A 21,898-nucleotide genomic window follows, 5' to 3' on the forward strand; every position below is an offset into this window, starting at 1 on the left:
CGCAGGGCATCGAATCATCCAGAAGTCGTCTTGGACAGGTATGGATCGCGCGTCCTAGCGTGTCGATCAGACCCGTTCGATCCGACGTTGGAGCACTCGTGGCACGTTTCACCCCCGCCGAGTTGGCGGCGCACCTGAAGGACGGCCTGCTGTCCTTCCCCGTCACGGCGTTCACCGCCGATCTCGCGTTCGACGAGGCGGCGTACCGGGCGCATGTCGAGTGGCAGTCGAGCTACGACGTCGCCGGCCTGTTCGCCGCCGGCGGCACGGGCGAGGGCTTCTCGCTCACCCCGGCCGAGTCGGCCGCCGTGGTGCGCGCGGCCGTGGAGTCGTCGCGCCCCGAGGTGCCCGTGCTCGCCTCCGCGGGCGGCGCGACCTGGCAGGCCGTGGCGAACGCGGAGGCCGCGGAGGCCGCGGGTGCCGAGGGACTGCTCGTGCTGCCGCCCTACCTCACCGAATGCGACCAGGAGGGCCTCGAGGCGCACGTCGACGCCATCGCCTCGGCGACGTCGCTGTCGATCATCGTCTACAACCGGGGGAACGCGATCTACTCGGCGGAGACGGTGGCGCGCCTCGCCGACCGGCACGAGAACTTCATCGGCTTCAAGGACGCGATCGGCGACATCGAGCACCTCGCGAAGGTGTATGCGCGCAACGGCGACCGCCTCTTCTACCTCGGCGGCCTGCCGACGGCCGAGACGTTCGCGCTCCCCCTCCTGCAGATGGGCATGAGCACCTACTCGTCGGCGCTGTTCAACTTCGTCCCCGAGTTCGCGCTCGACTTCTACCGCGACGTGCGGGCGCAGGATCGCGCCGCCGTCACCGAGAAGCTCACCCGCTTCGTGCTGCCGTACCTCGAGATCCGCGACCGCGGGCGCGGCTACGGCGTCTCGATCGTGAAGGCGGGTCTGCGCGCCGTCGGACGCGATGCCGGCCCCGTCCGCCCGCCGCTGCACGATCTGCGCGAGGCCGAGTTCGCCGACCTGTCCGCCCTCATCGAGACCGCGGGCGTCGCCCCCGAGAGGATCGCCTCATGACCACGCTCACCGGACACTCCTTCATCGCCGGCGCACGGGTGCCCGGCACCGCCGGTACGACGCACGGAATCTCACCCGCGACGGGCGAGAGGCTCGAGCCCGCCTACACGCTGCTCGACGTCTCCCAGGTCGCGGCCGCGACGTCGGCGGCCGCCGACGCCTTCCCCTCGTTCTCGACGCTGGAGCCCGCCGTGCACGCGGCGTTCCTCGACAGCGTGGCGGATCGCATCGACGCGCTCGGCGACGACCTCATCGAGCGCGCCGGGCTCGAGACGGGGCTGCCGGCGGCCCGGCTGACGGGCGAGCGCGCCCGCACGACGAACCAGCTGCGGCTGTTCGCGCAGGTCGTGCGCCAGGGCGACCACCGCGGCGTGCGCATCGACCCGGCCATCCCCGACCGCACGCCCCTCCCGCGCGTCGACATCCGCCAGCGGAAGGTGCCGCTCGGCCCCGTCGCCGTGTTCGGCGCCTCCAACTTCCCGCTCGCGTTCTCCACGGCCGGAGGGGACACCGCCTCGGCGCTCGCGGCCGGATGCCCCGTCGTCTTCAAGGCGCACAACGCCCATCCCGGCACGAGCGAGCTCGTCGCGACGGCCATCGCCGAGGCCATCGCCGAGCACGGTCTGCACCCCGGCGTCTTCTCGCTCGTCTACGGCCCCGGCGCAGCCGTCGGGCAGGCGCTCGTCGCCGATCCCGCCATCCAGGCGGTGGGGTTCACGGGCTCGCGCGGCGGCGGCCTCTCGATCGTGCGCACGGCGCAGGAGCGCCCCGTGCCGATCCCCGTCTACGCCGAGATGAGCTCGGTCAACCCGGTCTTCCTCCTGCCCGGGGCGCTGGATGGCGACATCGACGCGCTCGCGTCGGCCTACGTCGCGAGCGTGACGGGCTCGAGCGGCCAGCTGTGCACGCAGCCGGGCGTCGTGTTCGTGCCGCGCGGCGAGGCGGGCGACCGCTTCCTCGCGGCGACGACGCGCAACGTCGACGAGGCCGCGGGCCAGGTCATGCTGACCCCCGGCATCGCGCGCTCCTGGCGCGAGGGCGTCTCGACGCGGTCGGAGCGCGCCGAGGTGCTCGCGCAGGGGTCGGAGGGCCCCGGCGACAACGCGCCGGCCCCCGTCATCCACGGTGCGAGCGCCGACGCGTTCGTCGCCGACGAGGTGCTGCAGGAGGAGATCTTCGGCGCCGCGTCGCTCGTCATCCGGTACGAGACGGCCGACGAGCTCGCCGCGGCCGCCGAGCGGCTCGAGGGGCAGCTGACCGCGACCATCCAGCTCGCCGATCGCGACCATGCGCTCGCGGCGGCGCTGCTGCCCGTCCTCGAGCGCAAGGCCGGACGCATCCTCGCGAACGGATGGCCGACGGGCGTGGAGGTGGGGCACGCGATGGTGCACGGCGGGCCGTTCCCCGCGACGAGCGACTCGCGCACGACGAGCGTCGGCACGCTCGCGCTCGAGCGGTTCCTGCGCCCCGTCGCCTACCAGAACATCCCCGACGCGCTGCTTCCCGCGGCGCTCCGCGACGCGAACCCGTGGAACCTCACGCGCCGCGTGGACGGCGTGCTCCAGCCGGGGACCGCGGGATGACCGCGACCGTCGCGCGGGTCGAGGTCGTGCCGGTCGCCGGCCACGACTCGATGCTGCTCAACCTGTCGGGGGCGCACGCGCCGTTCTTCACGCGCAACATCGTCATCCTCACCGACTCGGACGGCCGCGAGGGGCTCGGCGAGGTGCCCGGCGGCGAGGCCATCCGGTCGACGATCGACGAGGCCGGCGCGCTGCTCGTGGGGCAGCCCGTCGCGCGGTTCCGGTCGCTGCTGCGCGACGTCGCCCGGCGCTTCGCCGACCGCGATGCGGGCGGGCGCGGCCTGCAGACGTTCGATCTGCGCACCACCGTGCACGCCGTCACCGCTCTCGAGTCTGCACTACTCGACCTGCACGGCCAGGAGCTGGGTGTGCCCGTCGCGGAGCTCCTCGGCGCCGGCCAGCAGCGCGACGCCGTGCCGATGCTGGGCTACCTGTTCTTCGTCGGCGACCCTGACCGCACCGACCTGCCGTACCTGCGCGAGCCGGGCGGCGCCGACGACTGGGAGCGCGTGCGCCGCGAGGAGGCGATGACCGCCGACGGCGTCGTGCGCCTCGCGGAGGCCGCGCAGAAGCGCTACGGCTTCGCCGACTTCAAGCTCAAGGGCGGCGTGCAGGGCGGCGACGCCGAGGTCGACGTCGTCACGGCGCTCGCGCGGCGCTTTCCCGACGCGCGCATCACGCTCGACCCGAACGGCGGATGGCTGCTGGAGGACGCCGTGCGCCTCGGCGAGCGGCTGCGCGGGGTCGTCGCGTACGCCGAGGACCCGTGCGGCGCCGAGGGCCGCTTCTCGGGCCGCGAGGTCATGGCGGAGTTCCGCCGCCGGACGGGGCTGCGCACGGCGACGAACATGATCGCGACCGACTGGCGCGAGATGGCGCACGCCGTGCGCGAGAACGCCGTCGACATCCCGCTCGCCGACCCGCACTTCTGGACCATGGCGGGATCCGTGCGCGTCGCCGAGCTGTGCGCCGACTTCGACCTGACCTGGGGCTCGCACTCGAACAACCACTTCGACGTGTCGCTCGCGATGTTCACCCACGTCGGTGCGGCGGCTCCGGGCGACATCACGGCGCTCGACACGCACTGGATCTGGCAGGACGGCCAGGAGCTCACGACCGCTCCCCCGGTCATCCGGGATGGCGCGGTGCGCGTGCCGGAGGCCGCCGGCCTGGGCGTGACGATCGACCGCGACCGCCTCGCGGCGGCGCACGAGCTCTACCGCGAGCACGGCCTCGGGGCGCGCGACGACGCCGCCTCGATGCAGTACCTCGTGGATGGCTGGACCTTCGACCCGAAGCGCCCCTGCCTCGTGCGCTGAGCGTCCCCGTCGACGGGCGTCCCTCTCCGGAGGGGCGCCCGTTTGTTGTCGTACAGCTTGCTAATCTGTATGATGTATCTGTCCGACCACTCGACGAGGAGATCCCGTGACCTACGTGCCCGACGCCATCCGCACCATCCGCCTGTCGACCCTGCGCCTGCCCCTCTCCGTCCCGATCTCGGACGCCAAGGTGTTCACGGGCCGCCAGAAGCCCATGACGGAGGTCGTGTTCCTCCTGGCCGAGATCGAGACGGCGCAGGGCTTCGCGGGCCACGGCTTCAGCTACTCGAAGCGCGCAGGCGGTCCCGCCCAGTACGCGCATGCGCGCGAGGTCGCGAGCGCCGCGATCGGCGAGGACCCCAACGACATCCAGAAGCTGTACACGAAGCTGCTGTGGGCCGGCGCGTCGGTCGGCCGCTCGGGCGTCGCGACGCAGGCGCTCGCGGCCATCGACATCGCGCTGTACGACCTCAAGGCCAAGCGCGCCGGGCTGCCCCTGTCGAAGCTGCTGGGCGCGCATCGCGACTCGGTGCGCACCTACAACACCTCCGGCGGGTTCCTGAACGCCTCGATCGACGAGGTGCGCGAGCGCGCGTCGCAGTCGATCGAGGAGGGCATCGGCGGCATCAAGATCAAGGTGGGTCTGCCCGACAGCGCGGAGGACCTTCGCCGCGTGCGCGCCGTCCGCGAGCACATCGGCGACGTCGTGCCGCTCATGGTCGACGCGAACCAGCAGTGGGATCGCGCCACGGCGCTGCGGATGGGCCGCCGTCTCGAGGAGTTCGACCTCGTGTGGATCGAGGAGCCCCTCGACGCGTACGACGCGGAGGGGCACGCCGACCTGGCCCGCGCGCTCGACACCCCGATCGCCACGGGCGAGATGCTCGCCTCCGTCGCCGAGCACGAGCGCCTCATCGCGGCGCGGTCGTGCGACATCATCCAGCCCGACGCGCCGCGCGTGGGTGGCATCACGCCGTTCCTGCGGCTCATGACGTTCGCCGACCAGGCGGGCCTCGACCTCGCGCCGCACTTCGCCATGGAGATCCACCTGCACCTGGCGGCGTGCTATCCGCGGGAGCCGTGGGTGGAGCACTTCGACTGGCTCGACCCGCTCTTCGAGGAGCGACTCGAGACGCGCGACGGCCGCATGATCGTGCCGGACCGTCCCGGCCTCGGCTTCACGTTCAGCGACCAGGCGAGGGCGTGGACGACCGACTCCGTCACGATCGGGGCGTGAGCGCGTCGGGGCGTGAGCGCGTCGGGGCGTGGGCGCGTCGGGGCGTGGGCGCGTCGGGGTGTCAGCGCCTCGGGGATGGGACGATGAGCGGATGACGACATCACGCGGCGAGGAGATCGCCCGTCTCATCGGAGAGCGCATCGTCGAAGGGGCCATCGCTGCGGGCGAGCGGCTGCCGAGCGAGAGCCGCCTGATGGACGAGTTCGGCGTCAGCCGCACGGTCGTCCGTGAAGCGCTGCAGCGCCTGCAGTCGCGCGGGCTCGTGCGCACCCGCGTGGGCTCGGGCAGCTACGCGCTGACCCCGCCCGCGCCCCCGGCGGGCGGGGACGACTGGCTCGCCGCACGGGACGCGGCCGAGCGTGGCGAGCTCCACGCCCTCCGCGTCGCGGTCGAGTCGGAGGCCGCCGCGCTCGCGGCGCGCGCGCCATCCGCCGCCGGCATCGCGATGATCGACGCGGCGCTCTCCGATCTCGCCGGGGCGACGCTCCCCTCCGCGACGGTCGAGGCCGACTTCGCGTTCCACCGCGCGGTCGCCGCCGCGTCGGGCAACCGCTACCTGCTGGCGGTGCTCGACCGCATCGGCGCCCGGGCGATCGTGCTGCCGTCGGCGCGCATCGCCGACGGCGAGCGCGACGCCGCCGACGCGGCGGCGGTGCTCGCCGAGCACGCGGCCGTGGCGACGGCCATCCGACACGCCGACCCCCTGGCGGCGGCCGCCGCCATGCGCGCGCACCTCACGTCGTCGGCCGCGCGACGCGCGAGCGGCTGAGCGCATCCCGAGCGCCATCCGCACCTCGCGGCGATCGGACGGCCCGGCCTACAGCTTGCGCAGCAGCACGCTCTCGACGGAGTGCGAGGCGCCCTTGTTGAGCACGAGCGTCGCGCGGTGCTTCGTGGGCGCGACGTTCTCGAGCAGGTTCGGCAGGTTGATGTCGCCCCAGATGCCGCGGGCCGTGCCGATGGCCTCCTCGTCGCTGAGGTGCTGGAAGACGTTGAAGTACGACGACGGGTTCGAGAACGCGCCCTCGCGCAACGCGAGGAACCTGTTCACGAACCACTGCTCGATGTGCGCGGCGTCGGCGTCGACGTAGAGGGAGAAGTCGAACAGGTCGCTCACCGCGACGTCGTTCGGGGTGGGCGGCGGCTGGAGGACGTTGAGCCCCTCGATGATGAGCACGTCGGGCCGGCGCACGACGACCTGCGCATCCGGCATGATGTCGTACTTCATGTGCGAGTAGAAGGGCGCGCGCACCTCGGCGGCGCCGCTCTTCACCTTCGTGACGAAGTCGACGAGCGCGCGACGGTCGTACGACTCCGGGAAGCCCTTGCGCCCCATGATGCCGCGCCGTTCGAGCTCGGCGTTGGGATAAAGGAACCCGTCGGTGGTGACGAGCTCCACACGGGGGGTGTCTGGCCAGCGGCTGATGAGCTCGCGCAGGAGCCGCGCGACCGTCGACTTCCCCACCGCGACGGAGCCCGCGACGCCGATGACGAACGGCGTGGTGGGGTCGTCCTCCTGGAGGAACGCCGACACCTCCGCGCCGATGCGGCGCACGCCCGACGCCCAGATGCTCAGCGTGCGACTGAGCGGCAGGTACACGTCGCGCACCTCGGCGATGTCGAGGCGGTCGCCGAGACCGCGCAGCTGCACGACCTCGGTCTCGGTGAGGGGCTGGTCCACGCCCGCCGCCATCCGCGCCCAGTCCGAGCGGGAGATCTCCCGGTACAGCGAGAGCGAAGCGGGGGCCGCGGTCGACGTCACCGTGACATCGTACCGGCGCGCACGGCGGGGGCTCGGATCGGGGCGGCCCGCCGCCTCAGCGGGAGACTCCTCTAGGGTGGAGGCGCTGCGACCCCGAGGAGCCGTCATGACCACCACCCCCACCGTCCTCTTCGTCTGCGTGCACAACGCCGGCCGCTCCCAGATGGCGGCGGGATGGCTGCGGCACCTCGCGGGCGACCGGGTCGAGGTGCTCTCGGCGGGCTCCGCGCCGAAGGACGAGATCAACCCCGTCGCGGTCGAGGCGATGGCCGAGGTCGGCATCGACATCGCGGCGAACACGCCGAAGGTGCTGACGACGGAGGCGGTCAGGGCGTCCGACGCCGTCATCACGATGGGATGCGGCGACGCGTGCCCCGTCTTCCCCGGCAAGCGCTACGAGGACTGGCAGCTCGACGACCCCGCCGGCCAGGGCATCGACGCCGTGCGGCCGATCCGCGACGAGATCCGCGCGCGCGTCGAGAGACTCCTGCACGAGATGCTCCCCGACGAGCGCTGACCCTCCGTCTCCTCGCCTCCCCGTTCCCCTTCCCTTCTCGCCCAGGTCGCAGTTCGCGGCCCGAAACGGCGGTTTCAGGACGGAAACTGCGACCCGGGCGAGGCCGGGTGCCGCCCAGGTTGCAGTTCGCCGCCCGAAACGGCGATTTCAGGACGGAAACTGCGACCCGGACAAGGCCGGATCTCGCCCAGGTCGCAGTTCACGGCCCGAAACGGCGGCCTCAGGACGGAAAGTGCCACCCGAGCAAGGGGCGGGTGCCGTCAGGTGGCAGTTCGTGGCCGATAGCCTGTGTCCGTGCGCCTGGGAGTCCTCGACATCGGTTCGAACACCGTCCATCTGCTCGTCGCCGACGCCCATCCGGGCGGACGCCCGCTCGCGACGACGAGCGAGAAGTCGGTGCTGCGGCTCATGCGCTATCTCGAAGACGACGGCCGCATCTCCGACGAGGGCGTCGCGGCGATCGTCGACGCCGTCGGGCGGGCACGCGCTGTCGCCGAGCAGGAGGGCGTCGACGAGCTGCTCGCGACCGCGACCTCCGCCGTGCGCGAGGCGAAGAACGGGCCCGACGTCATCCTTCAGATCGAGGCGGCGCTCGGACAGCCGCTGCAGGTGCTCGGCGGCGAGCAGGAGGCGCGATTCACCTTCCTCGCCGTCCGCCGCTGGTTCGGATGGTCGGCGGGTCAGATCCTGCTCTTCGACATCGGCGGCGGATCGCTCGAGATCGCCGGCGGCAGCGAGGAGCTGCCCGATCACGCCGAGTCGGTGCAGCTCGGCGCGGGGCGGATGACCATCGGCTTCCTGCCCGACGATCCGCCGGGCGACCACCAGGTCGACCGGCTCCGGGCGCATGCCGCGTCCGTCCTCACCCCCGTCGCGGAGCGGTTCAGGGCGCTCCCCCGCCCCGAGCACGTCGTGGGGTCGTCGAAGACGATCCGCTCGCTCGCGAAGCTCGCCGGCCATCCGCTGCCGGGCTGGTCGGGCATCGAGCGGATGGTCCTTCGCCGCGAGTCGCTCGGCTCCTGGATCCCCGTGCTCGCGCGCATCCCCGCCAAGGCGCGGCGCGAGCTCCCCGGGATCACGGCCGACCGCACGTTCCAGATCACGGCGGGAGCCGTCGTCCTGCACGAGGCGATGGCCGCGCTCGACGTCGAGGAGCTCGAGGTGTCGCCGTGGGCTCTGCGCGAGGGCGTCTTGCTTCGCTACATCGAGGATCTCGGCTGGTAGCCCCACCCACCCGGCCGGGATTCCACGCCGCGTCGCGGGCTACCGTGAGGGGGTGAACCGCTTCCCGCGCCGCGTGTACGGGCAGGGCGACGAGCCCGACCCGCGCTTCAGCCTCGCGAACGAGCGCACCTTCCTCGCGTGGCTGCGGACGGCCCTCGCGATGTACGCGGGCGCATTCGCGCTCGAGGCGCTCTCGATCCCGACCGCGACCGGATGGCGCCTGGCCGCCGCGGGCGTGTTCCTCGCCCTCGGCACGCTCGCGGCCCTGCAGGCGTGGTTCGGCTGGGCGCGTACGGAGACGTCGCTGCGCCTCGGGCGCCCGCTTCCCGGGCTCGCCGCCGGCGGAGTGATCGTCGTGGGCGTGATCACCGCGGTCGCGCTCGTCACGATCGGGATGTTCGTGTGACGCAGGAGGTCTTCGACACCGGGCTGCAGCCCGAGCGGACGCTGCTCGCCTGGCGCCGCACGTGCCTCTCCTTCGGTCTCGCGAGCGTCGTCGCCATGCGCTTCACCGTCGAGGTCGCTGGCGTCGTCGCGGTCATCGCCGGCGTGGTCGGCTCAGGTCTCGCTGTCGCCGCGTACGCGGCCGCAGCCGCCGGTTACCGGCGCGCGCACCGCGATCTCCACGCCACCGGCGGGCTACGCCGCAGCGGATGGCCGATGGCGCTCGCTACACTCGCCGCTCTCCTCCTCGGAGCGGCGTGCGCGGCATATCTCGTCCAGGGGGCACTGGGCGGGTGAGCGGGTGGCGCTGAGCGGGCGCGCGGGTTGCGCTGAGCCGGCGCGCGGGTTCGCGCTGTTCGCCAGTGCTGATGGATGGGTGTGCGCCGTTCGCCAGTGCGGATGTTCACGTCTGCGGCCGTTGAGGCCTACATCCGCACTGGCGAACCCGGGCGCGCCTCGCCTCAGGCGATCGAGGCGATCATGCTCTCGAGCGCGATCCGGTTCTCCGGGGTGTCGAGCGGGACCGTGATCGCGATCTCGACCGTCATGCCCTCCCACGGCATCACGATCGTCACTCCGAGGTCGTCGACCTGCCGCTTGCTGAGCGGATCGAGCACGCCGATCGACTCCACGAACCCTGCGTCGATGCCCGCGATGGTGCGTGTCGCCGGCTCGCCCACCTCGCTGTAGACCAGCTCGGCCGTGGTGACAGCGGCTGAGGCTGCATCCTCGTCCTCCCAGGGGTAGCGCGTCACCCCGACATCCCAGATGTCGCCTTCCTCGGTCCGCGCGAAGCCCTGCGCCTGGAACACGCCCTCCGAGATCTCCTCCGCTGGGAGGATCTCCCACTCGACCGCGTCCGTCAGGTGCAGCTGAGCTCCCGGCACCTCGAGCAGCGGCCCGGTGGCGGCGGGCACATCGGTCGGCACGGGCTCGGCCTCCGCCTGCTCATCGGGGTCCGTGCCCCGCCACACCGCGACGAGAGGGCCCGCCGCGTCGTCCCCGCTCGTCCGCACGGCGAAGACGTGCTCGCCGACGACCCGGATGTCGAGCGTGTCGTCGAGCGACACCGTCCAGTCCGGCAGATCCCACGACCCCGTCAGCTCGCCCGTCACGGCGTCGAGGCGGTGCAGCCGCGCCCCGCTGAACAGATCCGAGTACACCGCGTACATGGCGTCCTCGGCATCGCGGTGCACGTCGCGCACATCCCCCGAGACATCGCCGACGTACTCGTCGATCGCGGGAAACGCCGTGCGCCACAGCTCGCCGCCTCCCGCTGCATAGGCGACGATGAGCGTGTTCCCGGCGTCCGCACCCGCGATCGCCGCCGACGTCACGAATCCGTCGGCGAGCAGCATCCACTCCGAGGCGTCGGCGAACGGCTGCGTGAACGCCGCGACGAGATCCTCCTCGACCGTCGCAGCCGCGACCTGCCCGTCGGCCGCCCGCGGCACTCCCGCACGCACGAGGCCATCCGCCGTCTGCGTCACCACGAGCGCGCCGGGCCTGTCCGCGAAGACCTGCAGGGGTCCGCCCTCGGCCACGCCGTCGATCCCGAACCGCAGCGGATCCTGCTCCGACACCCGCCAGATCTCGCGCGGCTCCTCCGCCGTCGCGTCGTATCCGATCCACTCCGACCAGGTGTCTGACCCGTCGCCCTGGACATGCGCGAGCCGGGTGACGAACGTGCGGCCGTCCGCGAGCGCGCTGACGTCGTACACGGCGGTGTAGTCGCCCGTGTCGTCGTCCTCGACGACGCCCAGCTCCGCGGCGTCCATCACGAGGTCGACGACCCCGCGCTCGCCGATCCGGCCGATGCTGTCGAAGGTGTAGAACCAGAGCTCGTCCCCGACGTGGAGCATCCCGACGACGTGATCGCCGCCCAGCTGCTCCTCGCCGTCGCGCTTCACCTGCCGGTCGGCAGGCTTCTGCGCCTGGCCGTCGACGATCAGCTCGTCCGCGATGATCGTGCCGTCGTCCGGATCCACCGCGATGCGACGCTCGCAGCCGAGCGAGATGCCGAGCAGCACGACGACGGTGCCGTCCTCCGCGACCTCGGGCCCCGCGCACACGCCGCTGTCCAGGGAGTGTCGCGGAAGCGTCGTCGTCCACTCCTCCTCCGCGGTGTCGCTCGAGTACGCGTGCAGGGCGTTGTCGGCGCTGACGATGAACACGTGCGGGTCGGCGACGAGGATGCCCGGATGGATGAGCGACTCATCGACGGGGATGGCGGGCTCGCCCTCCGAGACGGTCTCGAGCGGCCCATCCGCGAGGGCGGGCGCCGGCTCGGCCCCGGGGCTGGACGCCGTCGACACGGTCGAGTCGGTCGGGCGGGGGTCCGATGCACCCGTGGTGGGCGTGCAGCCGCAGAGGAGCATCGCCGCCACGAGCGCGGAGACGGCCGCAGAACGGCGTGTGGAGTCCATGCCATTGGTCTACCCCACCCGGAGGCGATGCGGTCGAGGTCGCCGCGGGCAGGAGTCCCCTTTCGCCAGTGCGGATGTGGAGGTGCGCGCGCTTCGCCAGTGCGGATGTAGACGTCAGAGGCCGGTGGGGTCTACATCCGCACTGGCGAACGCCGGGCGGACCGACATCCGCACTGGCGAACGCCGGGCGGACCGACATCCGCACTGGCGAACCGGGGGAACGCGAACGCCGCCTCGCCTACACCGCGCTCTCGATCCCGGGCAGAAGCTTCCCGAGAAGATGCGTCAGGGTCTCGCGCTCGCCATCCGAGAGCCGCTCCAGCACGAGCGCGCGGATCTGGGCGACGTGCGCCGGCGCGGCCCGCCGCACCATGTCGCGCCCGGCCTCGGTCAGCACGGCGGAACCGGTGCGCTTGTCCGTCGAGCACGACGTGCGCTCGACCCATCCGCGGTTCTGCAGGGCATCCAGCGCGTGACTCAGCCGCGACCGGCTGAGACCGGCGATCCGGGCGATCTCGCCGAGCGTCGGCGGCGCATCGGCGTCCTGGGCGAGCGTCACGAGGATGGCGTAGTGCGCATGGTTGATGCCGCCCTCCTCCCGCAAGGTGCGGTCCAGCGCCTGGGGGAGCAGCTGGACGAGCCGGACGAGCGGCAGCCAGCTCGCCATCTCGTCGTCGGAGAGGCGGCGGTCGGTGCCGGACCGCGTCACGCGGCTGGCAGGTCGAGCGTGTGCGCCGTGTGATCGCGCTTTGCGCGCAGGTACCGCGCGTTCGCCGACGAGAGGTGCACGGCGGTCGGCACCCGCTCGACCACGGCGACGCCGAGGCGCTCGAGCTGACCGGCCTTGTCGGGGTTGTTGCTGAGCAGGCGGATGGTGTCGGCGCCCACGGCGCGCAGCATCTGCGCGGCAGCGGTGTAGTCGCGCTCGTCCTCGCCGCGCCCCAGCGCGACGTTCGCCTCGTACGTGTCGAGGCCGGCGTCCTGCAGCGCGTACGCGTCGAGCTTGGCGTAGAGCCCGATGCCGCGCCCCTCCTGACGCAGGTAGAGAAGGAAGCCGCCGTCCTGCGCGATGCGCTCCACCGCCTCGCGCAGCTGCGGCCCGCAGTCGCAGCGCTCCGACCCGAAGACGTCGCCCGTCAGGCACTCGCTGTGGGGGCGGACGAGCGGGGCGTCGCCGCGCTCGAGCGCTCCGCGCCAGTCGCCGAGGCCGAGCAGCAGGTGCTCCTTGCCGTCGACGAGGCCGTCGAACGTGAAGACGTCGGCGGTCGTCGTGTACCCGTCGGCGAAGCGCAGCGGCACGACGACGCGCACGCGCTCCACGGCCTCGGCTGGGGCTGCGATATGTGAAGTCTCAATCACATCGTCGTTCAACGTCGACGGGTGAGACGTATTCCCTGGGTCGTTCCACACTCCGTCATCGTCCGTCACCGGTCGTGCGCATTTCGCGGGTTGACACCGGATGGCCGATGTGCATTCAGCTGGATGGGCCTTCGACGAGACACGGCGCCACGAAGCGCTCGCCGCCCTCGGACGACGGCTCGATCACGTTGTCCGCCGCCACGCGCCCCACTCCCATCAGGTCGAGGTCGACGGTCGTGAGCCGGCGCAGCTTCTGATCGATGACGACCTCCTCCCAGTTGTCGACGCCCACCACCGCGATGTCGTCGGGAACGGATGCTCCTCGCGTCTCCAGCTCGTCGAGGACACCGAAGGCGATGTGGTCGTTGCCGCAGAACACGGCGTCGACGCCGATCCCCTCGTCGCCGAGCCGGGTGAGCGCCTGACCTCCCCACTCCCGCCGCCAGCTGCCGTGGAGGACCGCCGCCGGCGCGAGCCCCGCCTCCTCGAGAGCGCGCCGGAAGCCCGCTTCCCGCCTCCGCACGGCGAGGTCGTCGGCATCGGCCGTGACGTGGGCGATCCGCGTGCGGCCTCGCTCGAGCAGATGACGGGCGGCGAGGTAGCCCGCCTGCTCGTTGTCGGGCAGGAAGACCGAGTCGCCCTCGTCGTCCGTGGCGGCGAACGCGTATGTGACGGGCACGTCGAACTGGTGCGTGATCGACGGCGTCACGCGCGCGTAGCCCGATCCCACCACGAGCAACCCGTCGATGCGGCGGTCCTGCAGCGTGCGGACGCTCTCGGTCATGTCGCGATGCGCGTCGATGCGTCCGTCGAAGACGAGCGCCGCGCGCTCGCGACTGCCGAGCTGCAGGATGGCCCCCATCACGACCGGCCGTGAGAACGTCGCGGTCGCCCGGTGGGTGAGCAGGCCGACGGTCCGGCTTCGCCCGGACGCGAACGAGAGCGCGAGCGCGTTCGGACGGAAGTCGAGGCGCTCCGCGGCGGCCCGCACCCGCTCCTTCGTCGCCACCGAGACGACGGGGCTGTCGTTGAGGGCCTTCGAGGCCGTCGCCTTGGACACGCCCGCCACGGCGGCGACGTCGCTCAGCCGCACGGCACGTTGTGTCGCCATCCCGTGATCCTATCCAGCGGGCTGTCCGACACCGGACGTGCCGGACGCGCGCGGCGACGGTGCACGGCCGTCCGCAGCGGCGACGATGCCGTCGGTGCGCACCGGCATCCCCGTGGCGAGCGAGGCGTTGCCCGCGATCCCTACCGAGACGGCCCGCAGCCCGTCGCGCCAGGACGCCGCCCGTTCCAGGTCGTCGTCGATCGGTCCGAGGAACACGTCGCGCAGCAGGGCTGCATCCGCACCGCCGTGACCGCCTTCGGCGTGGGGGATGGCGACCATCCGCGCCGCGCCGAAGTGCGGCTGCACGACGAGCCGGTCGCCTACGGGCCGCGTCGCGTCGACGGCGGAGGCGTCGCTCTGCGCGGACGGATCGACGACGACGCCGCGCGGCGTGACCGAGCCGCGCTCCACGACCGTCAGCTCGGCGCGCCCCCTCGTGCCGTTGACCGCGACCGCGTAGCCCTCCCAGGGCGCGTGCGCGTTGAGCGCGTAGGTCATGCTCGCGCCGCGTGCGAAGTCGATCACGAGCGACAGGTTGTCCTCGATGTCGATGCCGGCGTCGAAGACGTCGCGGTCGCGCAGATAGCCGTCGTGATGCTCCTGCTCGAGGTACAGCCCGCGGAGCACGTCGTGCTCGCGCAGATCGAGGGCGAAGGGGTCGCCCGCCGCCGCATCCGTCGTCCCCCTGGTCGGACGCGGACCCGCACCACGGCGCGCTCCGTTGACGTCCCCGTAGAACCGCAGCCCGCCGCTCGCGAACACCCGCACGGGCTCGTCGCCCAGCCACCAGCTCGCGAGGTCGAAGTGGTGCGACGACTTGTGCACGAGCAGCCCGCCGGAGTTGCGCTTGTGGCGATGCCAGCGGCGGAAGTAGTCGGCGCCGTGCGAGGTGTCGAGCAGCCATTCGAAGTGCACCGAGGTGACCTCGCCGATCTCGCCGCGCGCGATGACCTCCCGCAGGGCGGCGTTGCGCGGCGAGTACCGGTAGTTGAAGGTGGTGACGACATCGCCGCCCGTGCGCGCGACCGCGTCGGCGATGCGGCGCGCCCCCTCGAGGTCGATCGTGAGCGGCTTCTCCACGACGACGTCCGCTCCCGCCTCGAGAGACGCCACGACGACGTCGGCGTGCGCATGGTCGGGGGCGGTGACGATGACGCGCTCGACGCCGGATCGGGCGAGGGCGGCGCCCAGGTCGTCGAGATCGAGGCGCGCAGGCTCTGGCAGCCCGGCCGCGGCGAGCGCACGGGCGTTCCAGGCGAGCCGGCCAGGGTTGACGTCACCCCAGGCGACGAGCTCCGCATGCGCCGCGTGCACCCCCGCCATGGCGTGGAGGTACATCTGGGCCCGCGCGCCTGCTCCGATGAGCGCGTAGCGGGTCGGCCGGCTCATGCGCCGCCGCCCACGAGCACGACGGGCACGAAGAGCCGCGAGTCCTTGCTCGCGCCGATCCCGCTCCCCCACTCCAGGAAGCCCTCACGCACGCCGCCGTCGGCGTCGTTGGCGAGGAGCGAGAACGAGAACACGCGCTCGCCGGGATCGATGCCGAGGAGATCCCACGGCACCACGACGTCGTACGAGGTCGTCGTGCCCTCGCGCTCGATCTCGAGCTCGACGTCGTCGACGGCGCCCACGGGCGTCGTGTACCGGTAGACGCTCGGCTGCGAGGCATCCGGATGGACGCCGAGCTCGACGCGGCTCGACGGGTCGTCCCCCGGGAGCCCCGCGGCGACCGCGAACTGCACGGAGTCGCCCGACCACAGCCGATCCGCCGTCGACGAGGGCGAGTGGTCGTCGTCCTCCACGCGCGCGTGGATCCGCAGTCCCTCGTCCTTCCACGACACCGAGAACGTGCCGCCGAGATCGTCGGCGTCGGCCCGACCCCCGCTCAGCGCGACGTACTCGCCTGCCGTGCGCCAGTCGACGACGACCGCATCCGACGGTCTGCGCTCGACGGGCGCGGACGCGGTGGTCCCCGAGAGCGCGCGCGGCTCGCCGTCCGCCGTGGCGGAGACCGAGAACGCGTACGGCGTCCACGGGGTGACCGCAGCGCTCAGGGCGACCGCGGTCGAGGCGCCGTCCGCGACGGTGAACGAGGGGATGGCTCCGCTCTCATCACCCACGGACCACTCGATCTCCTCCACGGCGACGTCGCCGGCGCCGGCGACGTTCGATGCCGACAGCTCGAGGCCGCCGTCCGCCGTCGGGGTGACGGCGAGGACCGGGCTCTCGACCACCGCGGCCGATTCCTGCACGAGTGCGACCACGGCGTCTCCCGAGCGCACGGTGTAGGTGAGCGGCTTGTCGCCGAGCTCGCGCATCGGTGCGAGGGAGACCGTGCCGGCCGTCCCCGCGATCGTCGTCCCGGCTCCCACCGGCCCCGCGACGACCAGGTCGCCCTCGACGCCCAGCGTCGTGCGGTCCAGGCTCACGGCGGCATCCGCTCCCGCGCCCCGCGCGATCGCGTCGGGCGCATCGATGCGGGCGCCGGGATCGGCGACGACCGACGTCCCTCCCATGGCGCCGACCACGAAGACGGGTTCGGGACCGACCGTGATCTCCACCTGGGCATCCGGAAGCGCCCGCCATGAGCGGCCGTCGCCCGTGGCCACCCGAGCCGACGCGGCCGTGCCGATCGACAGGGCGACGGGGTCGTCCCCCGTGCTCCAGGCCATCCGCGTGATCCCGCCCGATGCGTCGGCGAAGTCGGCGACGATGGCGCCGTCGAGCCTCTCGACGGCGACGAGGTCGCGCGCGGCCGTGAACCGGTCGTAGGCGGCGAGCGCGGCGTACGAGGGCTTCGGAGCGAGGGCCGTCCCGCCGTCGGCAGGTCGACGTGCGAGTCCGAAGTTGTGCTCGGTTTCAGCGGGATTCGCACCGGAGTCGATGAGCTCGTAGAAGACGACGCGCTCGACACCCGCCGCCTCGAGGAGCGCCGCGGAGCGCACGACGTAGGCCGCCTGCTGGCGCTCGGTCGTCCCGCCCGTCGTCGTCGTCCACCCGTGCTCGGTCAGCCAGATGGGGATGTCGGAGCCGGGGGCGTACTCGTCGATGAGGGCGCGCAGCGTCGCGACGCCCGCCTCGGTGCGGCCTTCCGGCGCGGTCGGGAAATCGTAGGTGTGGTAGCTCACGGCGTCGAGGTGGTCGAGCGCGCCGAGCGCGAACAGGTCCTCCAGGAAGTCCCACTTCGCCCCCGCGCTGACCGGGCCGACGACGCGTGCGCCGGGGGCCGCCGCGTGGATGGCCGCGGCCGCCGGAACGAGCAGGTCGTTGTAGCAGGCCGCCGTCATGCCGCATGCGCCCGTGTTGAAGGTGTGGTTGAACTCGTTGTACACCTCGTAGTCGACATCGGGCCCGTAGTGGGCGGCGGCCGCCGCCGCATACGCCGCGAAGGCCGCGATCCCCTCGGGCGAGCTCGGCGTCTTGCCTTCGTCGTACCAGCGGCTGAAGTACGCGAGGATGACGAGCGGCCGTTCGCCGCGCGCCTTCGCCTCGGCGATCTGCGCGTCGAAGAGCGCCGGGAACTCGTAGACCCCGGGTGACGTCTCGATCGCGTCCCACGATGGTCCCTCGCGGAGCGTGCCGACGTCGAGCGGGTCCATGAGCGCGTCGATCTGCTCCGTCGAGTACCGGTTGACGTGGGCTGCGACGCCGATCGGGCGGTCGGCGCCCGGAACGTCCGACGACGGCTCGACGACGACGAACGACGCCTCCCTGGCGAGCGCGAGGGGCGCGTCGATCGAGACGGCGACGCGGTAGTACCCCGCGGGCAGGGCGTCGAGATCGATCGCCGCCTCGCCGCCGGTCGCGGCAGCCGTCCCGGTGTCGATCCGCTGCCCCGACGAAGCGCGCACCTCCCAGTCCACGGCGTCGGCGACCGTCGTGAGGCCGATGCGAGCGTGCCCCTTCTCGTAGACGAGCGCCGTGTCCGAGAACGCCAGCGTCCCGGGCGGCGGCTGGTGGTCCTCGAAGGAGGGGTTGACGACGAGGTTCGTGTCGTGGCCGGCCGCTGTCATCCGCACGTCGTCCACCCAGACCGTCCCCGCGCCCCGCGCGAGCAGGCGCATGACGAACGTCATGCTGCCCGCCGGCTGGGTGTAGGTCCATTCCAGGCGCGTCCAGTCGTTCGTGCCGACCGGGAGTTCGACGCGCTGCGAGTGGTCGCCGCTCAGGACGAAGTAGGCGGCGCCGGCCGTCGAGAGCGACTCGGTGCGCACCCAGGCGCTCATCTCGTACGTCGTGCCGCCGTTCGCCCGGATGCTCTGCCGCAGGTCGACGTACGATGTCGTCCCCGCTGCGGCGTCGACGTCGATGCGCGCGGACACGTCGCCGTCGTGGGCGACGGCGGTGTCGGCGGCGATCGTGAACGAGGGCGTCCCCGACACGGTCGTCGTCCAGCCGTCGAACGACTCCGATTCGGCGAGGCCGGCGTGCGCGGGGCCGGCGGCGAGCAGGCCGGCTGCGGTGGCGAGGGCGGCGGCGAGGACGATGGCGCGCGACCGTCTGCGGGAGGTGGGCATGGGTGTCTCCTTCATGCTGACCGCCGTCGGTCAGCCCTTGATGGCGCCGGCCTGGCCGGCGCTGCGGAGGAACTGTCGCTGGAAGAGGAGGAAGAGGACGACGGGGATGACGACCGACAGGAACATCCCCGCCATGAGCAGGCTCGTCGGGGCCGTGTCGCTCACGCGGTAGAGCCCGACCGACAGCGGTTGCAGATCGGGTGACGGCAGGACGAGCAGCGGCCAGAGGAACTCCTTCCACGACGCCACGATCGTCAGCAGCGAGACGACCCCGATGACGGGGCGCGACATCGGCAGCACGATCGCCCAGAAGACCCGGAACACCCCGGCCCCGTCGATGCGCGCCGCCTCGAACACGTCGCGCGGGAGGCGGTCGAAGAAGCGCGCCACGAGCAGCACGTTGAAGGCGCTCGCCGAGGTCGGCAGCCACACCGCCCAGAACGTGTTGACGAGGTTCGCGCCGACGAGGGGCACGTCGAGCACCGTGACGTAGAGCGAGATGAGCGATACGACACCGGGGATGAAGAGGGTGGCGAGCACTCCGGCGTTGACCGCCTTGGCGTACGTCGGCCGCAGCACGGCGATGCCGTACCCGCCCGTCAGCGCGACGAGGAGGCCGAAGAACCAGCAGCCCGCGGCCATCCACACCGTGTTGAGCAGGTACTGGCCGATGCGGATCTGCGACCACGCCTCGCCGAGGTTCTGCCACTGGATGCCGCTCGGCCACCAGGCGAACGGCTCGCGCAGGATGTCCTGGCTCGTCGAGAGCGCCGCTTTGAACAGCCAGAGCAGCGGGCCGAGTGCCACGACGCACAGACCGGCGATGAGGAGCGCGGCGAGCACCGCGGTCGCGATGCGCACGGAGCGCCGCGAACGGTCGAGGGCGGAGACGTTGGTCCGGTCCTCGTCGTCCTGCGCGGATGGCCGGCCCCGCCCGATCGCGCGGACGGTCGTCGTCACGAAGGTCACGATTCGCCCCACTTCCTCGTCAGCCGCAGGTAGACCGCCGACACGATGCTCAGAGCGACGGCGAGGAGCAGGCTCAGCGCCGTCGCCTTGCCGAAGTCGCCCGAAAGGAAGGCGTAGTTGTAGATGAGCATGAGGAGCGTGACGGTGCGGTTCTCGGGGCCGCCGCCCGTCATGACGAACGGATCCGTGAAGACCTGCATCGTGCCGATGATCTGCAGGAGCAGCATGAGCAGGATGACGCTGCGCAGCTGCGGGAGCGTGACGTGCCACGTGCGCTGCAGGATCGAGGCGCCGTCGACCTCTGCCGCGTCGTAGAGCTCCGCCTGGATCGACATGAGGGCGGCGAGGTAGATGATCGTGGCCGTGCCCGCCGTGGCCCACGTGGCCTGCACGACGATGCCGGGCATCGCGAGACCGGGCTCCTGCAGCCATCCGCTCGCGGGCAGCCCGAGCCATCCGAGCACGGTGTTGAAGAGGCCGCCGTCCGAGGGGTCGTAGAACTGCTTCCAGAGCAGCACGCTCACGACGGGCGGGATGATGACGGGGAGGTAGGCGAGCACGCTCGCGATCTGGCGAGTGCGGCGCAGCTCGGCCATGACCATCGCCATGAGGATGGGCAGCGGGAAGCCGATCACGAGGGCGAGGGCGGCGAACCAGATCGTGTTGCCGAGTGCCGTCCACAGCAGCGGGTCGGCGAGCACACGCTCGAAGTTCGCGAACCCGACCCAGGTCGGCTCGGTCACGAGGTCGGCGCGCTGGAATGCGAGGATGAGGCTCTGGGCGATGGGCCACCACGCGAAGTAGCCGAACGACAGCAGCAGCGGCAGGAACATCACGAGCGTCGAGAGCCCGCCGCGGCGCGTCCAGAGCGCCACCGACCGCAGCGGCGTGCGGCGCTCGGCCGGGGCGGGCGCGGGCACGGGCCGCACGGCGTCGGCGCGGGGCGGGGCGGTGAGGGTCACGGCTCTCATCCCGCGTCGACGAGGTCCTGCACCTGCGCTTCGGCGGCACTCAGCAGCGCGTCGAAGTCGGCGTCCTCGCGGGTGAGCACCGCCTGCACGACGGGGTCGAGGGCCGCGTACAGCTCCTGCGCCTTCGCGGCGGGCTCGGGCACGATCGTCGCGTCGGGCAGGCTCTCGAGGTAGGCCGTGTAGTTCTCGCGCGGCACGTTGATGTAGGGATCGATCCACTCGAGGTAGGTCGCGTACTGCTCCTCCGAGACGACGGGCACCTCGGGGAGCCCGACGGGAAGGCCGTCGGCGGCCTGCGCCTCCGCCCACGTCGTCGCCGCCTCCTCGTCGACGTACCGGTCGAGGAAGTAGAACTTCGTCCACTCCAGCGCCGCGCACAGCTGGTCGGGCGTCGCCTTCGGGTTGAACCACTGGATGTTGCCGCCGCCGAGCACGCCGACGGGGTCGTCGCCCGCGGGGAAGGGGGCGAGGCCGAAGTCCTCCTGCGGCATCCCCCGGCCGACGACGAGGCTGTTGTAGAGATTGGCGCCGTTGAGGCTCTGCCCGATCGCGCCGGCGGCGAGATCGTCGCGGATCGCGTTGCCGTCGTACAGGTAGTTGGCGCCGGCGGCGTCCGCCTCCCAGCGCACGTCGTGCAGGAACCGGAGGCTCTCGCGCATCCCGTCGGTGTCGAGGGTCACGGTGACCTCGTCGCCTTGTTCCTCCTGCACGACGTCGCCGTTCGAGTAGGCCATCGACGTGAGCAGCCACCCGCCCACGTTGCCGGTCGTCGGGATGATGAACCCCGTCTCGCCGGTCTCCTCCTGGATGGTCTGCGCCGCGTCGAGCACGTCCTCCCACGTCGCCGGCGGAGCATCGGGGTCGAGCCCGGCCGCGGAGAAGAGCGCGCGGTCGTAGACGAGGCCCATCGTGTAGGCCGCGCGGACGACGCCGTAGGTGCGCCCATCTGCCCCCTGGGTGACCGACGCGACCTGCGGGTTCAGCTGGCTCAGCACGTCGTCGCTCTCGACGTACGTCGTGATGTCGGCGGCCTGCCCGCGTTCGATGAGCGTCTGGATGTCGGTGAACGGCACCTGCAGGGTGGTCGGGAGCGTGCCGCCGACGAGCAGCGCCGAGAAGGTCGACACGTCGTACGCCGTCTCCTCGTCGTCGATCGCGATGTTCGGGTGATCCTCCTCGAACGCGGCCACGGCGTTCTCCCACGCCTCGAGCGTCGCCGCCTGATCCGACGTCGGACGCTCGCCGACCGTGATGGTCACGTCGGCCTCGGGGTCGCAGGCGACGGCCGCTGTGCCCTCATCCGGGGCCGCGCTGCTCGCGCAGCCGCTCGCCACGAGACCGACGAGCACGAGACCGGGGATCGCTCCTCTGCGCAGTGACATCCCTACTCCTTCGTAGTTCATGAGAATGCGGTTTCTTAAA

The 21,898-nt window shown here is 72.1% G+C and carries 19 protein-coding genes; 9 read left to right on the top strand and 10 right to left on the bottom strand.

The annotated features are described in order from the left end of the window. Nucleotides 1-98: 98 nt before the first annotated feature. The 5 genes from kdgD (at nucleotide 99) to ACWGPF_RS09100 (ending at nucleotide 5,945) form a co-directional block, all read left to right on the top strand. Complete coding sequence (kdgD, locus tag ACWGPF_RS09080) at nucleotides 99-1,037, top strand: 5-dehydro-4-deoxyglucarate dehydratase (protein ID WP_452332515.1); 939 nt, start codon at nucleotides 99-101, stop codon at nucleotides 1,035-1,037. Further along, on the top strand, nucleotides 1,034-2,620 hold the full coding sequence (locus tag ACWGPF_RS09085; RefSeq protein ID WP_452332516.1) for an aldehyde dehydrogenase (NADP(+)): 1,587 nt from the start codon (nucleotides 1,034-1,036) through the stop codon (nucleotides 2,618-2,620). Before kdgD ends, ACWGPF_RS09085 begins: the two co-directional genes overlap by 4 nt. After that, nucleotides 2,617-3,939 (top strand): enolase C-terminal domain-like protein, encoded by a 1,323-nt coding sequence (locus tag ACWGPF_RS09090; RefSeq protein WP_452332517.1) that lies wholly within the window; start codon nucleotides 2,617-2,619, stop codon nucleotides 3,937-3,939. The genes ACWGPF_RS09085 and ACWGPF_RS09090 overlap by 4 nt, the downstream gene beginning before the upstream one ends. Nucleotides 3,940-4,045: 106 nt before the next feature. Continuing rightward, complete coding sequence (locus tag ACWGPF_RS09095; RefSeq protein ID WP_452332518.1) at nucleotides 4,046-5,176, top strand: L-talarate/galactarate dehydratase; 1,131 nt, start codon at nucleotides 4,046-4,048, stop codon at nucleotides 5,174-5,176. 91 nt (nucleotides 5,177-5,267) lie between these two features. Next, nucleotides 5,268-5,945, top strand: a complete 678-nt coding sequence (locus ACWGPF_RS09100; RefSeq protein ID WP_452332519.1) for a FadR/GntR family transcriptional regulator — start codon at nucleotides 5,268-5,270, stop codon at nucleotides 5,943-5,945. Nucleotides 5,946-5,993: 48 nt separating this feature from the next. Here the strand turns inward: ACWGPF_RS09100 and coaA are convergent, their stop codons facing one another. Then, nucleotides 5,994-6,938: a type I pantothenate kinase gene (gene coaA, locus ACWGPF_RS09105; protein WP_452332520.1), complete on the bottom strand. Its 945-nt coding sequence runs from the start codon at nucleotides 6,936-6,938 to the stop codon at nucleotides 5,994-5,996. A gap of 106 nt (nucleotides 6,939-7,044) precedes the next feature. On the opposite strand from coaA, the gene ACWGPF_RS09110 reads away from it, so the two are divergent. The 4 genes from ACWGPF_RS09110 to ACWGPF_RS09125 all read left to right on the top strand — a co-directional run bounded on the left by ACWGPF_RS09110 (nucleotide 7,045) and on the right by ACWGPF_RS09125 (nucleotide 9,420). After that, complete coding sequence (locus ACWGPF_RS09110) at nucleotides 7,045-7,455, top strand: arsenate reductase ArsC (protein WP_452332521.1); 411 nt, start codon at nucleotides 7,045-7,047, stop codon at nucleotides 7,453-7,455. A 294-nt stretch (nucleotides 7,456-7,749) separates the two neighbouring features. Next, entirely contained in the window at nucleotides 7,750-8,679 is a 930-nt protein-coding gene (locus ACWGPF_RS09115) for a Ppx/GppA phosphatase family protein (protein WP_452332522.1), read from the top strand. Between the two features lie 52 nt (nucleotides 8,680-8,731). Continuing rightward, nucleotides 8,732-9,085: a YidH family protein gene (locus tag ACWGPF_RS09120; RefSeq protein WP_452332523.1), complete on the top strand. Its 354-nt coding sequence runs from the start codon at nucleotides 8,732-8,734 to the stop codon at nucleotides 9,083-9,085. Next, nucleotides 9,082-9,420: a DUF202 domain-containing protein gene (locus ACWGPF_RS09125; protein ID WP_452332524.1), complete on the top strand. Its 339-nt coding sequence runs from the start codon at nucleotides 9,082-9,084 to the stop codon at nucleotides 9,418-9,420. Before ACWGPF_RS09120 ends, ACWGPF_RS09125 begins: the two co-directional genes overlap by 4 nt. Nucleotides 9,421-9,584: 164 nt before the next feature. On the opposite strand, the gene ACWGPF_RS09130 is transcribed toward ACWGPF_RS09125, so the two are convergent. The 9 genes from ACWGPF_RS09130 to ACWGPF_RS09170 form a co-directional block, all read right to left on the bottom strand. Continuing rightward, nucleotides 9,585-11,549 (bottom strand): hypothetical protein, encoded by a 1,965-nt coding sequence (locus tag ACWGPF_RS09130; protein ID WP_452332525.1) that lies wholly within the window; start codon nucleotides 11,547-11,549, stop codon nucleotides 9,585-9,587. Nucleotides 11,550-11,787: 238 nt separating this feature from the next. Continuing rightward, nucleotides 11,788-12,258, bottom strand: a complete 471-nt coding sequence (locus tag ACWGPF_RS09135) for a MarR family winged helix-turn-helix transcriptional regulator (protein ID WP_452332526.1) — start codon at nucleotides 12,256-12,258, stop codon at nucleotides 11,788-11,790. Then, nucleotides 12,255-12,869, bottom strand: coding sequence for a GTP cyclohydrolase II (locus ACWGPF_RS09140; protein ID WP_452332527.1), 615 nt, complete (start codon nucleotides 12,867-12,869; stop codon nucleotides 12,255-12,257). Before ACWGPF_RS09140 ends, ACWGPF_RS09135 begins: the two co-directional genes overlap by 4 nt. A gap of 154 nt (nucleotides 12,870-13,023) precedes the next feature. Continuing rightward, nucleotides 13,024-14,019, bottom strand: coding sequence for a LacI family DNA-binding transcriptional regulator (locus ACWGPF_RS09145; protein ID WP_452332528.1), 996 nt, complete (start codon nucleotides 14,017-14,019; stop codon nucleotides 13,024-13,026). A gap of 9 nt (nucleotides 14,020-14,028) precedes the next feature. Then, on the bottom strand, nucleotides 14,029-15,408 hold the full coding sequence (locus tag ACWGPF_RS09150; RefSeq protein WP_452332529.1) for a Gfo/Idh/MocA family protein: 1,380 nt from the start codon (nucleotides 15,406-15,408) through the stop codon (nucleotides 14,029-14,031). Beyond that, nucleotides 15,405-18,536 (bottom strand): sugar-binding protein, encoded by a 3,132-nt coding sequence (locus tag ACWGPF_RS09155; RefSeq protein WP_452332530.1) that lies wholly within the window; start codon nucleotides 18,534-18,536, stop codon nucleotides 15,405-15,407. Before ACWGPF_RS09155 ends, ACWGPF_RS09150 begins: the two co-directional genes overlap by 4 nt. 30 nt (nucleotides 18,537-18,566) lie before the next feature. Next, nucleotides 18,567-19,496 carry a carbohydrate ABC transporter permease gene (locus ACWGPF_RS09160; RefSeq protein ID WP_452332531.1) on the bottom strand — a complete coding sequence of 310 codons (930 nt, stop codon included), beginning with the start codon at nucleotides 19,494-19,496 and terminating at the stop codon, nucleotides 18,567-18,569. A 5-nt stretch (nucleotides 19,497-19,501) separates the two neighbouring features. Continuing rightward, nucleotides 19,502-20,476, bottom strand: a complete 975-nt coding sequence (locus tag ACWGPF_RS09165) for a carbohydrate ABC transporter permease (protein WP_452332532.1) — start codon at nucleotides 20,474-20,476, stop codon at nucleotides 19,502-19,504. Continuing rightward, on the bottom strand, nucleotides 20,473-21,858 hold the full coding sequence (locus ACWGPF_RS09170) for an ABC transporter substrate-binding protein (protein WP_452332533.1): 1,386 nt from the start codon (nucleotides 21,856-21,858) through the stop codon (nucleotides 20,473-20,475). The genes ACWGPF_RS09165 and ACWGPF_RS09170 overlap by 4 nt, the downstream gene beginning before the upstream one ends. Nucleotides 21,859-21,898 lie beyond the last annotated feature (40 nt).

It is taken from the genome of Microbacterium sp. NPDC055683 (assembly GCF_053617895.1).

What these genes read in the sequence shown, in the direction of transcription:
- ACWGPF_RS09110 (WP_452332521.1), top strand. Translation starts at nt 7,045, where the DNA reads ATGACCACCACCCCCACCGTCCTCTTCGTCTGCGTGCACAACGCCGGC.
- ACWGPF_RS09155 (WP_452332530.1), bottom strand. Translation starts at nt 18,536, where the DNA reads ATGCCCACCTCCCGCAGACGGTCGCGCGCCATCGTCCTCGCCGCCGCC.
- ACWGPF_RS09170 (WP_452332533.1), bottom strand. Translation starts at nt 21,858, where the DNA reads ATGTCACTGCGCAGAGGAGCGATCCCCGGTCTCGTGCTCGTCGGTCTC.
- ACWGPF_RS09165 (WP_452332532.1), bottom strand. Translation starts at nt 20,476, where the DNA reads ATGAGAGCCGTGACCCTCACCGCCCCGCCCCGCGCCGACGCCGTGCGG.
- ACWGPF_RS09100 (WP_452332519.1), top strand. Translation starts at nt 5,268, where the DNA reads ATGACGACATCACGCGGCGAGGAGATCGCCCGTCTCATCGGAGAGCGC.
- ACWGPF_RS09145 (WP_452332528.1), bottom strand. Translation starts at nt 14,019, where the DNA reads ATGGCGACACAACGTGCCGTGCGGCTGAGCGACGTCGCCGCCGTGGCG.
- ACWGPF_RS09130 (WP_452332525.1), bottom strand. Translation starts at nt 11,549, where the DNA reads ATGGACTCCACACGCCGTTCTGCGGCCGTCTCCGCGCTCGTGGCGGCG.
- ACWGPF_RS09090 (WP_452332517.1), top strand. Translation starts at nt 2,617, where the DNA reads ATGACCGCGACCGTCGCGCGGGTCGAGGTCGTGCCGGTCGCCGGCCAC.
- ACWGPF_RS09085 (WP_452332516.1), top strand. Translation starts at nt 1,034, where the DNA reads ATGACCACGCTCACCGGACACTCCTTCATCGCCGGCGCACGGGTGCCC.
- ACWGPF_RS09150 (WP_452332529.1), bottom strand. Translation starts at nt 15,408, where the DNA reads ATGAGCCGGCCGACCCGCTACGCGCTCATCGGAGCAGGCGCGCGGGCC.